Here is a 14,325-nt window from a genome sequence, read left to right on the forward strand (position 1 = left end):
CTTTTTATCTATGTTTGCGCTATGAAGAAGTTATTGTCTATACTTTTTATATCTTTGATATATATCGAACTAGCCTATCCGCAACTTGCTATCCGGCAACAGGTAGCTACTCCTAAAATGGCGGACTCCCTTGATATTGCCTTCTATTCACAAAAACGGGGACTGCGGGCGGCGACAATGGCATTTGGCATTAATATGGGCGTGTGGGCATTCGACCGTTATATTCGAAAAGCAGATTTTGCCTATATCGACCTACATACCATTAAAGCCAATATCAAACATGGCTTCGTTTGGGACAATGATGCGATGGGTACAAATATGTTTATGCATCCTTATCATGGCAGTCTGTATTTTAATTCAGCACGGTCAAACGGATATAATTATTGGCAATCCGGGCTCTATGCCTTTGGTGGAAGTTTCATGTGGGAGATGTTTATGGAAAACGAATATCCGTCCACCAATGACATTATAGCGACACCTATTGGTGGAATGGCTTTGGGAGAAGTTCTCTACCGGACATCCGATTTAATCCTTGACGACCGTAAAACTGGAGCATCCCGTTTTGGATTGGAATTTGCTGCGTTCGTCGTCTCTCCAATGCGTGGACTTACCCGTGTCATTAACGGAGATGCCTGGCGAAAACGCCGGACTTCCGGTAAGCAATTTGGAGTTCCTGATGTGAGCGTAGATATTTCCGCAGGGGTACGGGCACTTGAGTTGGAAGATGAAATTTTTGATAAGGGAGTCGGTTTTGCATCGGAAATAGATGTAGAATATGGAGACCGTTTTGATGCGGATAGCAGGAAACCTTACGATTACTTCTCTGTAAAAGCTAAACTGAACATCCAAACTGCGCAACCGATATTGGGGCAATTAAATATAGTCGGCCGTCTGGCCGGTAAAGAATTGATTGACAATCGGAAAGATTATCTAAGTTTAGGGCTTTACCAACATTTTGATTACTATGATTCGGATACGATATCGAGCGTCTCTGCAAAAATACCCTATAAGTTTTGTACGCCCGCTTCTTTCGGAGGTGGATTGATTTATAAGAATAAACGAATGAAACGATGGGATATAGATGGTTATGCACATATCAATGCTATCCTTCTTGGCGGTGCGCTTAGTGATTATTACAGGGTAGAAGAGCGTAATTATAACCTGGCAAGCGGTTATAGCACAAAAGTCGGCTTTAACTTCATCTATAAAAAAGATAAGTTCTCAATATCCACTACTTATGACGTCTACCATATGTTCACCTGGAAAGGCTATCCCAAAGATATAGACTGGGAACATTATGATCCGAAAACCCTGAATGCACAGGGAGATCATTCCAAAGCAATTCTTCATGCAACCGGTCTGCGAATGGATATTAAATTGAGAAAAGGCTTATATCTGACCGGAGATTATATGAATTATACCCGTCGTACCCAATACAAACATTATGATAATGTATTTTCAAGTACCTCCGAAGGGCGGCTTATGCTGACTTGTAAACTATGATAGCCCGTTTCTTAGTCTCATTTATGGGCAAAAGATAATTTAGTTATATTTAATTTATCTCCGAAAAGTTTTATATTCTAAGTAAAATACATTTCTTTGCAGTCGTTTAATACTTATGGACATATTGGGATGGCTCAAATAAACTTCAATTCGATTTATACTACATACTATAGGAAGGCTTTCCTATTTACCTTGTCCTATGTCCATAATGACTTAGTAGCAGAAGATATTGTATCAGAGGCTATCATACACTTATGGGAACTAAGCAAAGAAAGAGAAATCCCTAGTATTGAAGCCATACTAATTACCTATATCCGCAGTAAATCACTCAATTATCTAAAACATATCCAAGCACAAGAGAACGTTTTTCAAACACTGCTTGACAAAGGACAGCGCGAATTGGAAATTCGTATCTCAACATTAGAGGCTTGTGACCCCAAAGAAATCCTATCAGGAGAATTTCGGGAAAAAGTAAACACATTATTGGAAAGCATGCCGGAGAAAACCCGTATTGCTTTTATACGCGACCGACTCGACGGAAAATCTCATAAAGAAATAGCCGAAGAGCTTGGAATTAGTGTGAAAGGAGTAGAATATCATCTCACCAGAGCAGTCAAAATGCTACGCGACAATTTAAAAGAATACGCCCCATTCCTGTTTTTCTTCATCTGAAGAAGATAGAAATAGCCCTTCTTTTCTACTATTTCTTCAATAAAAACAAAAAAAGTATATTTCTTACTAGGGAAAATCTTTAGTGAGTGGTATTCTTAATGAAAGGGTGAATATAATCCTATTGTTCTTACGTTTAAAATACTCATTATATGAATCAGAAGTTACTATTAAAATACATTTCCGGCAAAGCATCTCAGCAGGAGAAAGAAGAAGTTGCCACTTGGATTGATGCGGATGCAGCCAATCTAAAGGAATTCATCTCTCTTCGTAAGAGTTACGATGCATTCATCTGGCAAGATACGGATGAACTCTATAAGAAAACGAAGAAAACCCTTTCATTGCGCCCTGTCGTACAAAAAATATTGCGGATTGCGGCAATGTTCGTTATAGCTTTTGGACTAAGCTATGTTGCAATGCAAGCCCTTCAAAACGAAGATATAGAAATGCAGACAGTATATGTGCCAGCCGGACAGCGTACACTGGTAACACTTGCAGACGGAACGACAGTATGGGTAAATGGAAAAAGTACATTGACTTTCCCGAATCATTTTTCTTCCGAAACACGTAATGTAGCACTCGATGGAGAAGCCTTTTTCGATGTTCAAAAAGACCCCAAGAAACAATTTATAGTTTCGACAGCCCACCAATCAGCCATTAACGTTGTGGGAACTCAATTTAATGTAAGAGCATACAAGGAAGATGACGAGGTTACTACAACACTAATTGAAGGAAAAGTCAATTTCGAGTTCAATAATGCCAGTCAATACCCACAATATATTTCGATGGCTCCCGGGCAGAAACTGATTTATTATTCTCAGAATGGAAGGACAGAACTCCATACCACTTCCGGTGAATGGGAATTGGCTTGGAAAGATGGTAAAATCATTTTCAGGCAAACATCCTTGCGAGATGCTCTGGAGATTTTGGCAGACAGATATGATGTAGAATTTGTGATTAAGGAGAATGTTCCCCACGATGACTCATTCTCCGGTACATTCACCAGCAAAAGCCTGGAACAAATTCTTAACTTCATAAAAGCCTCTTCAAAAGTACGTTGGCATTATCTGAATAGTGCACAGGGTAATAAAGAGAAGATGAAAATAGAAATATTTATTTAGTACTAAAAGATAAAAACCTTAATCCCAAAAACTTATTGCCATGAAAAACAAAGATCCCTAAAAAACAAAAAAATACGGGACGATATTGGCCGTATCTTCCCGTATGAGCATCAGTAATTGTGAACCTACTTGTTTCCAGACAAGTATAACTACCAATTTTCTAATTAAACTCGTTACAAATCTATGCAAAATTATTGTATCGTCCAATTTCTTGGAGGATTAAAGTCGCTTAGACGAACCTTAAAAGAAATATCATTGGCTATGAAATTACTATTTATACTCCTTATCTGTTCAGCCGGACTAGCATATGCGTCAGACGGATATGCACAAAAAACTTCTATCACTTTACGGGTCAACGATTGTACCATAGAAGAAGCGCTGCACAAGATCGAACGTGAATCCGGATTCAGCTTTTTTATAAACAGCAAGAATCTTAATCTCAATCGCCGGGTATCGGTTTCAGCTTCCGAGAAAAATATTTTTCAGGTGTTGGAGCAGGTCTTTGCAGGTACGAATATCGAATATAAAATATTGGATAATAAAATCGTACTGACGGCTAAAGAAATGAAAGTTGTACAACAAAAAACGATCACTGTCGCAGGTACAGTGAAAGATAAGAGTGGCGATCCGCTTATTGGCGTCTCTATTATGGAGAAGGGCACTAATAACGGTACTATAACCGACATTGACGGAAATTATAAGCTCACCACACGGACAGCATCTCCGGTACTTGTATTCTCTTACGTGGGCTATCTATCAAAAGAAGCTTCCGTAACCGGAAGTACATTGAACATCACTTTGGAAGATGACACACAAGAACTGACCGAAGTCGTTGTTACTGCTCTTGGCATCCGGAAAGAGGCGAAAGCTCTTTCATATAACGTACAGGAGATTTCTGCCAATGAGATCGTAGGCGTAAAAGATGTCAATTTCATAAGTGGCCTGTCCGGCAAGATTGCCGGTGTTGCTATTAATACCAGTTCGTCCGGTATCGGTGGCGGAGCCAAGGTTGTGATGCGTGGCGCGAAGTCTCTCTCGGGAAATAATAATGCCCTGTATGTTATAGATGGTATCCCTATGCCTTCGTTGGAAACAACTCAACCCAAGGATCATTTTACAGGTATGGGACAGTCGGGTGATGGCGCTTCCATGATTAATCCCGAAGACATTGAAAGTATGTCGGTACTTAGTGGTGCCGCTGCTTCCGCTCTTTACGGTAGTGACGCAGCGAATGGTGTCATTATGATAACCACCAAAAAAGGAACGAAGGACAAATTGCGTGTCAGCTATGCCAACAATACCTCATTCTATAATCCATTTCTTACTCCGGAATTTCAGAACACATATGGTGCTGCTAATGGTGCGTTGCAAAGCTGGGGACAGAAATTGGCTCAGCCGAGCAGTTACGACCCATTGGACTTCTATCAGACGGGTTGGAATGAGACAAACTCGTTGACCATCAGTAACGGTAATGAGAAAAATCAGACATTCCTTTCCATGGCTGCCACCAATGCGGAAGGTATTGTACAGAATAATTCACTCGACCGTTATAATTTTACCATCCGCAATACTACCAGTCTGTTGGATAATAAGCTGCGTCTTGACCTCAATGCTACCTATATGAATGTTCGTGAACAGAACATGGTTTCTCAAGGTCAATACTTCAATCCCATCGTATCTACTTACCTGATGTCGCCGAGCTATAGTCTCGAAACCTATCAGTTGTTCGAAATGTATAACGAAAGTCGTGGTTTCAAAACACAGTATTGGCCATGGGGTAATATGGGGCTTGGTATGCAAAATCCTTACTGGATCACCAACCGTGATAAATTCGTCAATCATAAAAATCGTTTCCTTGTCAGCGGTGGTTTGAGTTATGACATTGCAAAGGGAATAAGTCTTAGTGCGCGTGCCAAGATGGACTACACTTCCGCTATCAATGAAAAAAAATATTCGGCTTCCACAGATGCGATTTTTGCGCAACAATATGGTGCTTATCATAAGGCTGATGCATCTACACGCCAACTTTATGGTGATGTGATGTTGAGTATAGACAAATACTTCGGTGATTTCTCTCTGACGGCTGCAGTAGGTACCAGTATTCAGGATATTGACTATAAATATTATAGCGTGGGTGGTAATCTCAATTCTGTGGCAAACAGCTTCACCTTGAAAAATCTCAATCAGACAACCGCAGAATTTGACCAGGATGGATACCATGCCCAGACACAGTCAATCTTTGCTACTGCTCAATTGGGCTGGCAGAGTAAACTCTATCTTGATGTGACAGGACGTGTCGACTGGTCGTCTGCTTTGGCTTGGACTGAAACGAAGTCTGTGGCTTATCCTTCAGTGGGTTTATCTGCTATTCTAACAGATTTGTTACCCATTAAGAATAATGTGCTGACATTTTTAAAACTGCGTGGTTCTTATAGTGAAGTAGGTAATGCTCCCACACGATATATCGCTTACCAAACATATCCTTACCAGTCGGGCACACCTTCTACCACTACCACGTATCCCAATACGGATATCAAACCCGAACGTACGAAGGCATGGGAAGTCGGCTTGCAATCACATTTCTGGGAGGATAAATTGATTTTGAACGTATCTTTTTATAAGACATCTACCTATAATCAGTTGTTCAACCCGTCACTTCCGTCCTCATCGGGATACTCTTCGATTTATATCAATGGAGGTCGCGTAGACAATAAAGGTATTGAAGCAAGTTTGTCACTGAACCAGGCTCTCGGACCTGTGCAGTGGAACTCTACATTTACTTATACCATCAACCGTAACAAGATTAAGAAACTTTTGCGTCCTACTACACTTCCTGACGGAATGACAGTAGAGCAGGATATGTTGGACTTGGCAGGTATCGGTAATGTAAAGACTCGCTTGTTTGAAGGCGGTTCTATTGGCGACCTTTATGTGACGGCGTTGCGTACCGATGCGCACGGATACATTGATGTAGACTATGTGAACAATACGGTAGCCATTGATGACAAAGCCGGTGAAAAAGGCGATGGGTGGATTTATGCAGGTAATTCGCAAGCCAGATACACTATGGGGTGGCGCAACTCTTTTAGTTGGAAAGGCTTGACACTTGGCTTCCTGATAAATGCCCGTGTAGGCGGTATAGGTGTATCTATGACCCAAGCCCTGATGGACTCTTACGGCACGTCGAAGGCCACGGCCGATGCCCGTGATGCCGGTGGTGTCATGATTAATGGTTATTTAGTTCCTGCTGCCCAGAAATATTATCAGACGGTAGGAACGGGAGCCGGTTCTATGTATGTGTACAGTGCCACTAACGTTCGTCTTGCCGAGCTTACTTTAGGCTATGATGTTCCTGTCACAAAGGTGATTCCCTGGGTCAAGGGAATGAATGTGGCATTTACCGGACGCAACCTCTTTATGCTCTATTGCAAGGCTCCTTACGATCCGGAGTTGACGGCCAGTACAGGCACTCACTTTAGTGGTATGGACTACTTTATGCAACCGAGCTTGCGCAATCTTGGTTTCTCTGTTAAACTTAACTTCTAAAGAATTTCTAAGATGAAACAGATATTGAAATATACAAAAATTATCAGCGGTACGTTTTTGGCGGGAAATCTGCTTTTTACCTCCTGTACCGGTCAGTTTGAAAAATGGAATATCAATCCTAATGAAGTTACGCGTGAACAAATGACGCAAGACAACCTGAACACAGGAGCGTACTTCACTCAAATGGAAAGAGGCGTGTTTATTATAGGTAAGGGCGCGGATGGTATTGGATTGGGCGGCAGGTATCAGATTACAGAGATGCTGACAGGTGATATATTCGCCAGTTACATAGCCAATATCAATACATATAGCTACACCACTTATCACAATGACCATTATGCACTTTACCGTGATTGGTACAACGCTCCTTTCAATGATGCCTATACCAATGTCATGCAACCGTGGAAAACGATTGTTGATGAAACGGATGAGGGCTCTCCGGCAAGAGCAATGGCCACAGTAGTGAAAGTTTTGGGTATGAGTCGTATTACTGATATGTACGGGCCTATTCCTTACAGCAAATTCGGTACTTCCATTCAGGTTGCTTACGATAGCCAGAAGGATGTATATTACCAGTTTTTCGAGGAGTTGGATGATGCTATTAACGTGTTGACAGCTTATAATAATACAAACTCATCCAAATATATGGAGCAATATGATTACATATACAGCGGCAATGTAGGTAAATGGATCAAATTCGCTAACACACTCCGTTTGCGTTTGGCTATGCGCATCTCTTTTGTGGATGAGGCTAAAGCTGTGACGGAGGCTACTGCGGCGGTGAACCATAGTTCCGGTTTGATGACTACCGCCGACGACTCCGCAATTTTGAGTCAGACAAGTTCTTTCTCGTTCATCAATCCGTTGTGGGAAGTTAGTGAAAGCTTCGAGGATATGCGTATGGGTGCAACCATGGATTGCTATCTGAATGGCTACAACGATCCGCGTTTATCCAAATATTTCCGTCCGGCAACAAAGGATGACAAATACCATGGAGTAAGAAACGGTATGACCAATATTTCAAAAGACGCTTACAAAGAGGCTGCTTCCGGTCTTAATTTCGAAGATGACGATCCTATGCAATGGATGAATGCGGCAGAAGCTTATTTTCTGCTTGCTGAAGCGAAACTGAGATTGAATATAGGGACAGGAACAGTGCAGAGCTATTATGAGCAAGGCATACGTACTTCTTTGGCATCAAAAGGTGTTGTCAAAGAGGGAGATATAAATACTTATATTGCCGATGCGGTGAGTTTGCCACTTTCTACGTATACCGACCCGAATACAAATCGCGGAACGAATGTAGCCAGTTCACTTTCCCAGATGACCATTGCTTGGGAAGAAAGCGCGACTCCGGAGAAGAAACTGGAACGCATCATGCTTCAGAAGTGGATTGCCCTCTATCCTGACGGGCAAGAAGCCTGGAGCGAAATGCGCCGTACCGGTTATCCCGGCTTTGTGAGAATCAATTCTTATAATAATGCTACGGAAGTTGCGAGCAATGAACTTATCAGCCGTCTGAAGTTCCCGACGACGGAGTACTCCGATAACAGTGAGAACACACAAGCCGCTGTGTCGTTGTTGGGTACTGGTGGAGACATTGCCGGAACAAGACTTTGGTGGGATGTGAGGAGATAACAACAAGTTTAATAATAAATTATTAATCTGATTATGAAAACAATCAAATATCTATTAGTTCTTGTAGCGATAGGCGGACTGATAGCTTCGTGCGATACGGATATTGAATCAAGATTTATCCAGCACCCCTATACCTACGACGATTTATATTATCAGAATTTGCGTGACTATAAGGCGAGTGATCACCCTGTTTCTTTCGGATGGTTTGCCCAGTACGGAGCGCAGAACTCTATGGCAGTGCGCTTTATGGGATTGCCCGATAGCCTCGATATCTGCTCTATGTGGGGTGGTATCCCTGCAAAGGAAAATACAGACATATGGGAAGAAATCCGGTTTGTTCAGAAGGTGAAAGGCACTAAGATGCTGGCAGTAGCAATCACACGTATTGATGCTGAAACGGACGACCATGATTTTAAGAAAGCATATAATGAAGCGAAAGCAATGCCGTCCGGCGAAGAGAGGACGGCGGCTATCAACCGGGCCATTGAGATGTATGCCGAATACTTTTTGGACCAGGTATTCGAGAATGACCTCGACGGCTTTGACGCTGACTATGAACCGGAAGGAGACTTTCTGAGTGGCAGTTATTTTGTCCACTTCTACAAACACTTGGCCAAGTATATGGGACCTAACCCCGACATTACTGAAGAAGAACGTCTTGCACTCATCCAGGAACGTTATGGACCCGGTGTGACCGATACGAAAAAACTGTTGAATATCGACCAGACCAGTACTTCTATGGTGGAACTGGCTCCTTACAGCAATTATTGTTTTTGGCAGGCTTACAGTGGCGGAACAGGCTCCGGTTCGTGGCCTAGTGAAAAAGTAGTATACTGCTGCAATATGGGTGATAACTGGCAGGGAGATATGAGTACCATGTATACGCAAGCGCGTTATAAACCCACCAATGGAAAGAAAGGCGGTTTCGGAGCTTTCTTTATCCATCGCGATTATAACGTACATCCGAATAACCCGTATCCGTACAAACGTTTCCGCGAGTGTATTCAGATTCAGAATCCGGCGATTCGTTAATTAATCACTTTAATTAAAGAATAGAAATGAAGAATATAAAGAATATATTTTATACAAGTATGCTGGCTCTCTGCGTCATGAACTTTACGGCATGCAGTGACGAAGAGACTTACGACTTCACTGGCGACCCATATAATCATGTATATCTCCAAAGTAATGGCGGTACATTTACGTTTGTTCATACTCCGGTATCCAGTATAAGTACATTGGACTTCAAATTACCTCTGTATTGCAATCATAGAGTGACATCTCCTTTTACGGCAAAAGTGGAAGTGGACAATTCATTAGTCGCAACCTATAATGAAGAGAATAATACGGAATATGCAGAAATTTCGGTGTCCGCATTGATGCTTGCCAATTCGGTTGTCAGATTTGAACAGGGAGGATTTGTGGGAGCTGATACGTTGAACGTCATGACAAACGAAGCTATGAGTGAACTGCGTAATGAAAAAGGCTATGTGATTCCCCTCAGAATAACATCGGTAGAGGGGAAAGAGTGTAAGCTTGTCGAAAGCAGATCTATAACTTATGTCATTGTAAATGTGAAAGCAGATACTGATAATATCTATGATGACCCGGCTGAAGATAATGTGACGGGTACATTGGTCGGTGACCGGAGTACGTGGACAGCGATTGTAGCTGACGGTACAAGTTATTCCGGGCAGTCGGGAGACATGTTCAGCGATGGTAGTGCATATTGGTATGGCCGTGCAGTTTCTACCGGACAGGAACTTCCGGTTATCATAAACTTAGGTAAACCCTACACTTTTGATGGAATAACAGCATCCTATTTATATTACGGTTATTATACATATGGAAGTTGGACAAACAGGAGTAAAATAGAAGTCGGAAGTGACGGAACAAATTGGCAAGAGGTGGGAATACTTTCCAATACGAATATCGTTCAAGTGTTTTACGCTCCTGTTACGGCACAGTATATCAGAATAACTGTACCTGCTCCGTCAAGTACCTACTCACGTGCAACTTTCCAATGTGGTGATTTTAATATTTACGCAAAATAATCTATAGAACGTTATGAGAAAATATACATTATTATCTTTGTTTGCTTTGCTGCTCTGTACGACAGGGTGCAAGGAAGGACCGGATTTTGGCGACGCACTCTATATGACAGGAACGTTGACTTCATCTAATATTCGATTCCTCGTGGATGGTCAGTCGAGTATCGGTCTTACGGTAACTTCGACCACTAAAGCCGATACGGATATTAAGGTCGCCTTGAAACCGGCTCCCGAACAGATTGATGCATTTAATGCATCTACCGGTCGTAATTGTCAATTACCCCCTGAAGGTAGTTACACGATAGATGGAACCGAGGTGACTATTGATGCAGGAAAGTCTCAATCTTCACAAATTAAAGTGAGTGCAAACTCCGACAAGTTACAAGAAGGTGTTTCCTATTGCCTGCCGGTGTCCATCACTTCTGTAGACGGGGGAGATTTGAGAGTTCTGGAAACCTCACGTACCGCGTATGTGATGCTTACGAAAGTAATTACTGTAAAAGCCGCCTATTTGGCTCGCAGGGGTTGCTTCGATATTCCATCTTTCGGTGCGGAAGATAGCCCTGTGAAAGCTCTCGGACAAATGACGCTGGAAATGAAAGTACTTCCGGTATCTTTCCCAAGCACTCCGAGTAGTGCAAGTGGCATCAGTTCGTTGTGTGGTTGTGAAGAGAATTTCCTTTTCCGTTTTGGTGACGGTGCGGGTAACCCGACTAACAAACTGCAATTCGTGAAAGGCTCCATCGGCTCTGCTTCCCATCCGGATAAGAAAGACCACTACGAATCATGGGTAGAGAAAGAATTTGAAACCGGACATTGGCTGCACTTTGCTGCTGTTTATGACGGTCAGTATCTACGTCTTTATTTAGACGGTGAGCAGATTCACTTTGTAGAAACTAGAAATGGTGGAACAATAAACTTGAGCATGGCTTATGATGGTCATACCTGGGAAGATACATTTGCTATCGGCCGTTCTGCCGGTCATGCGCGTTTCTTCGACGGCTATGTCAGTGAATGTCGTGTGTGGAATGTGGCTCGTACCACAGCTGAACTTGAAGATGGTATCTGCTACGTTGACCCGACGAGTGAAGGGTTGGTTTCTTATTGGCGTTTTGATGGTGAAACGCAGGACGACGGCAGTGTGCTTGACATGACAGGTCATGGCCATAATGCCCAGCCATACGGAACCATACAATATGTGAATAACCAAAAGTGTCCGTTCTAAAATGGAGAACTATTAAATAAGAATATTCACAGAGAGAGACATCCTGTTTTGCATATGGTGAAATGGGATGTTTCTTTTTATATAAGATATAGTCCACTATGATAAAACCATACTTATATTTCTTGATGACAGTGATAAGCGCAACCTCTTCACTGTTTGCCCGGCAATCATCCGATTTACCTTATAAAAATTCCGCTTTATCTGTTGAAAAAAGAACGGCGGATTTACTTTCCCGAATGACTTTAGAAGAGAAAGTCGGCCAATTATTGTGTCCTTTGGGTTGGGAGATGTACGAAATACAAGAGAACGAAGTTATTCCTTCCGAAAAATTCAAGCAACTTATTAAAGAAAGAAGTGCCGGAATGCTTTGGGCAACCTACCGTGCCGACCCCTGGACGAAGAAAACATTAGCGAACGGCCTGAATCCCGCATTAGCCGCCAAAGCAGGAAATGCCTTACAGAAATATGTAATAGAGAATACCCGTTTGGGAATCCCCCTGTTTTTGGCAGAAGAAGCACCGCATGGACATATGGCAATTGGTGCAACTGTCTTTCCTACCGGAATCGGAATGGCTGCTACTTGGTCACCTCGGCTTATTCACGAAGTAGGGGAGGTGATTGGCAAAGAAATACGTCTTCAAGGCGGGCATATCAGCTACGGCCCTGTGCTTGACCTTACGCGTGACCCGCGCTGGTCTCGTGTAGAAGAGACATTTGGCGAAGACCCTGTGCTGACTGGTGTGATAGGAAAAGCAATGGTTGAAGGTTTAGGAAGTGGGAATTTGTCCCAGCCATACAGTACATTGGCTACATTAAAGCATTTTCTGGCTTATGGAATATCAGAGAGCGGACAGAATGGAAATCCCTCTTTCGTAGGAATACGCGAATTACACGAGAACTTTCTTCCCCCGTTCCGGCAAGCCATTGATGCCGGAGCTTTATCTGTAATGACTTCCTATAATTCAATGGACGGTATTCCTTGCACTGCAAACCGCTATTTACTAACTGAACTCTTGCGGAATGAATGGAAATTCAAAGGATTCGTAGTTTCTGATTTGTATAGTATTGAAGGTATCCATCAAAGTCATTTTGTAGCTTCCACTATGAAGGAAGCGGCAGTCTTGGCATTATCTGCCGGAGTTGATGTGGATTTGGGTGGTGATGCGTATATGAATATCGTTGATGCCGTGAACCAGGGGCAGATAACTAAGGAAGTGCTTGATGAGGCCGTGAGCAGAGTCCTTCAGTTAAAGTTTGAAATGGGATTATTTGAGAATCCTTATGTTGATTCCAAAAAGGCAGGAAGTGAAGTACGCAATAATGAACATATTACTTTGGCACGGAAAGTAGCGCAGGCTTCAATTACTTTGTTGAAGAATGAACGTTCATTACTTCCATTAAAAAAGAATATTCGCAAAATTGCACTTATCGGCCCTAATGCCGACAATGTTTATAATATGTTGGGAGATTATACAGCTCCGCAGGAAGATGGAAATGTAAAAACGGTATTGGATGGGGTGTTGGCTAAATTATCTCCTTCACAAGTAGAATACGTAAAGGGATGTGCCATCCGTGATACTACTGTTTACGATATTGAGCAAGCTATTGCTGCCGCCCAACGTTCGGAAGTCGTAATAGCCGTAGTAGGTGGCTCCAGTGCACGCGACTTTAAAACAAGTTATAAAGAGACAGGAGCAGCAATCGCCGATGGCAAAGTGCTGAGTGATATGGAATGTGGTGAAGGCTTTGACCGTGCTACTCTTTCTTTGCTTGGAAAGCAACAGGAGTTATTAACAGCTTTGAAAACTACGGGAAAACCATTAGTTGTTGTCTATATTGAAGGTCGCCCGTTAGAAAAGAACTGGGCTTCTGAAAATGCCGATGCGTTGTTGACTGCCTATTATCCGGGACAAGAAGGAGGAAATGCTATTGCCGATGTGCTGTTTGGAGATTATAATCCGGCAGGACGTTTACCCTTGACAGTTCCCCGTTCGGTAGGTCAGATACCTATTTATTATAATAAGAAAGCTCCTCAAAATCACGACTATGTAGAAACGTCCGCTTCTCCACTCTATTCGTTTGGATATGGATTGAGCTATACCACTTTCGAATATTCGGATTTACATCTGTCATTAATAACTCCTCATTCTTTCGAAGTATCATTCAAAGTTAAAAATACAGGAAATTATGATGGTGAAGAAGTAGCTCAACTCTATTTAAGAGATGAATTTGCTTCGGTAGTACAACCATTAAAGCAGTTGAAACACTTTGAACGCTTTCATTTAAAACGTGGTGAAGAGAAAGAAGTGAAGTTTATCCTGTCTGAAAGTGATTTTGCACTCGTAGACCGGAATCTAAAAACAATAGTGGAACCGGGGATTTTTCAGGTAATGATCGGAGTAGCTTCCAATGATATTCGACTGCAAACGAAGGTAGAAATAAAAAAGAAATAGGATTTTCATTATCAATGAAAAATCCCATTCATAGGGTGAAGTATTCTCACCGTGATGAGGGTGTCCGAAAAGGGTACCCTCTAACTTTTTTCTTTTTTGTCTCTTTTTTGTGATTTATC

The 14,325-nt window shown here is 42.2% G+C and carries 9 protein-coding genes; all 9 read left to right on the forward strand.

Going from position 1 to position 14,325, the window contains the following annotated elements; genetic code table 11:
• Positions 1 to 21 precede the first annotated feature (21 nt).
• Positions 22 to 1,503 carry a DUF3943 domain-containing protein gene (locus HC965_RS17410; protein WP_191032648.1) on the forward strand — a complete coding sequence of 494 codons (1,482 nt, stop codon included), beginning with the start codon at positions 22 to 24 and terminating at the stop codon, positions 1,501 to 1,503.
• A 129-nt stretch (positions 1,504 to 1,632) separates the two neighbouring features.
• Positions 1,633 to 2,175: an RNA polymerase sigma-70 factor gene (locus tag HC965_RS17415; protein WP_191032649.1), complete on the forward strand. Its 543-nt coding sequence runs from the start codon at positions 1,633 to 1,635 to the stop codon at positions 2,173 to 2,175.
• 149 nt (positions 2,176 to 2,324) lie between these two features.
• Complete coding sequence (locus HC965_RS17420) at positions 2,325 to 3,293, forward strand: FecR family protein (RefSeq protein ID WP_191032650.1); 969 nt, start codon at positions 2,325 to 2,327, stop codon at positions 3,291 to 3,293.
• A 183-nt stretch (positions 3,294 to 3,476) separates the two neighbouring features.
• A complete protein-coding gene (locus HC965_RS17425) occupies positions 3,477 to 6,839 on the forward strand; it encodes a SusC/RagA family TonB-linked outer membrane protein (RefSeq protein WP_191032651.1) in 3,363 nt (1,120 codons plus the stop codon).
• A gap of 12 nt (positions 6,840 to 6,851) precedes the next feature.
• Positions 6,852 to 8,477 carry a SusD/RagB family nutrient-binding outer membrane lipoprotein gene (locus tag HC965_RS17430; protein ID WP_191032652.1) on the forward strand — a complete coding sequence of 542 codons (1,626 nt, stop codon included), beginning with the start codon at positions 6,852 to 6,854 and terminating at the stop codon, positions 8,475 to 8,477.
• A gap of 33 nt (positions 8,478 to 8,510) precedes the next feature.
• Positions 8,511 to 9,509 (forward strand): glycoside hydrolase family 18, encoded by a 999-nt coding sequence (locus HC965_RS17435; protein ID WP_191032653.1) that lies wholly within the window; start codon positions 8,511 to 8,513, stop codon positions 9,507 to 9,509.
• A 26-nt stretch (positions 9,510 to 9,535) separates the two neighbouring features.
• Positions 9,536 to 10,531: a BT_3987 domain-containing protein gene (locus HC965_RS17440; RefSeq protein ID WP_191032654.1), complete on the forward strand. Its 996-nt coding sequence runs from the start codon at positions 9,536 to 9,538 to the stop codon at positions 10,529 to 10,531.
• A 13-nt stretch (positions 10,532 to 10,544) separates the two neighbouring features.
• Positions 10,545 to 11,753, forward strand: coding sequence for a DUF1735 and LamG domain-containing protein (locus tag HC965_RS17445; RefSeq protein WP_191032655.1), 1,209 nt, complete (start codon positions 10,545 to 10,547; stop codon positions 11,751 to 11,753).
• Between the two features lie 98 nt (positions 11,754 to 11,851).
• Positions 11,852 to 14,206, forward strand: a complete 2,355-nt coding sequence (locus tag HC965_RS17450) for a glycoside hydrolase family 3 N-terminal domain-containing protein (RefSeq protein ID WP_191032656.1) — start codon at positions 11,852 to 11,854, stop codon at positions 14,204 to 14,206.
• The last annotated feature ends 119 nt before the right edge of the window (positions 14,207 to 14,325 follow it).

It is taken from the genome of Bacteroides sp. GM023, assembly GCF_014750685.1.
Lineage (GTDB): Bacteria > Bacteroidota > Bacteroidia > Bacteroidales > Bacteroidaceae > Bacteroides.

Excerpts from the sequence above, each read along its gene's own strand:
- HC965_RS17410 (WP_191032648.1), top strand. The coding sequence starts at position 22 with ATGAAGAAGTTATTGTCTATACTTTTTATATCTTTGATATATATCGAA.
- HC965_RS17415 (WP_191032649.1), top strand. The coding sequence starts at position 1,633 with ATGGCTCAAATAAACTTCAATTCGATTTATACTACATACTATAGGAAG.
- HC965_RS17420 (WP_191032650.1), top strand. The coding sequence starts at position 2,325 with ATGAATCAGAAGTTACTATTAAAATACATTTCCGGCAAAGCATCTCAG.
- HC965_RS17425 (WP_191032651.1), top strand. The coding sequence starts at position 3,477 with ATGCAAAATTATTGTATCGTCCAATTTCTTGGAGGATTAAAGTCGCTT.
- HC965_RS17430 (WP_191032652.1), top strand. The coding sequence starts at position 6,852 with ATGAAACAGATATTGAAATATACAAAAATTATCAGCGGTACGTTTTTG.
- HC965_RS17435 (WP_191032653.1), top strand. The coding sequence starts at position 8,511 with ATGAAAACAATCAAATATCTATTAGTTCTTGTAGCGATAGGCGGACTG.
- HC965_RS17440 (WP_191032654.1), top strand. The coding sequence starts at position 9,536 with ATGAAGAATATAAAGAATATATTTTATACAAGTATGCTGGCTCTCTGC.
- HC965_RS17445 (WP_191032655.1), top strand. The coding sequence starts at position 10,545 with ATGAGAAAATATACATTATTATCTTTGTTTGCTTTGCTGCTCTGTACG.
- HC965_RS17450 (WP_191032656.1), top strand. The coding sequence starts at position 11,852 with ATGATAAAACCATACTTATATTTCTTGATGACAGTGATAAGCGCAACC.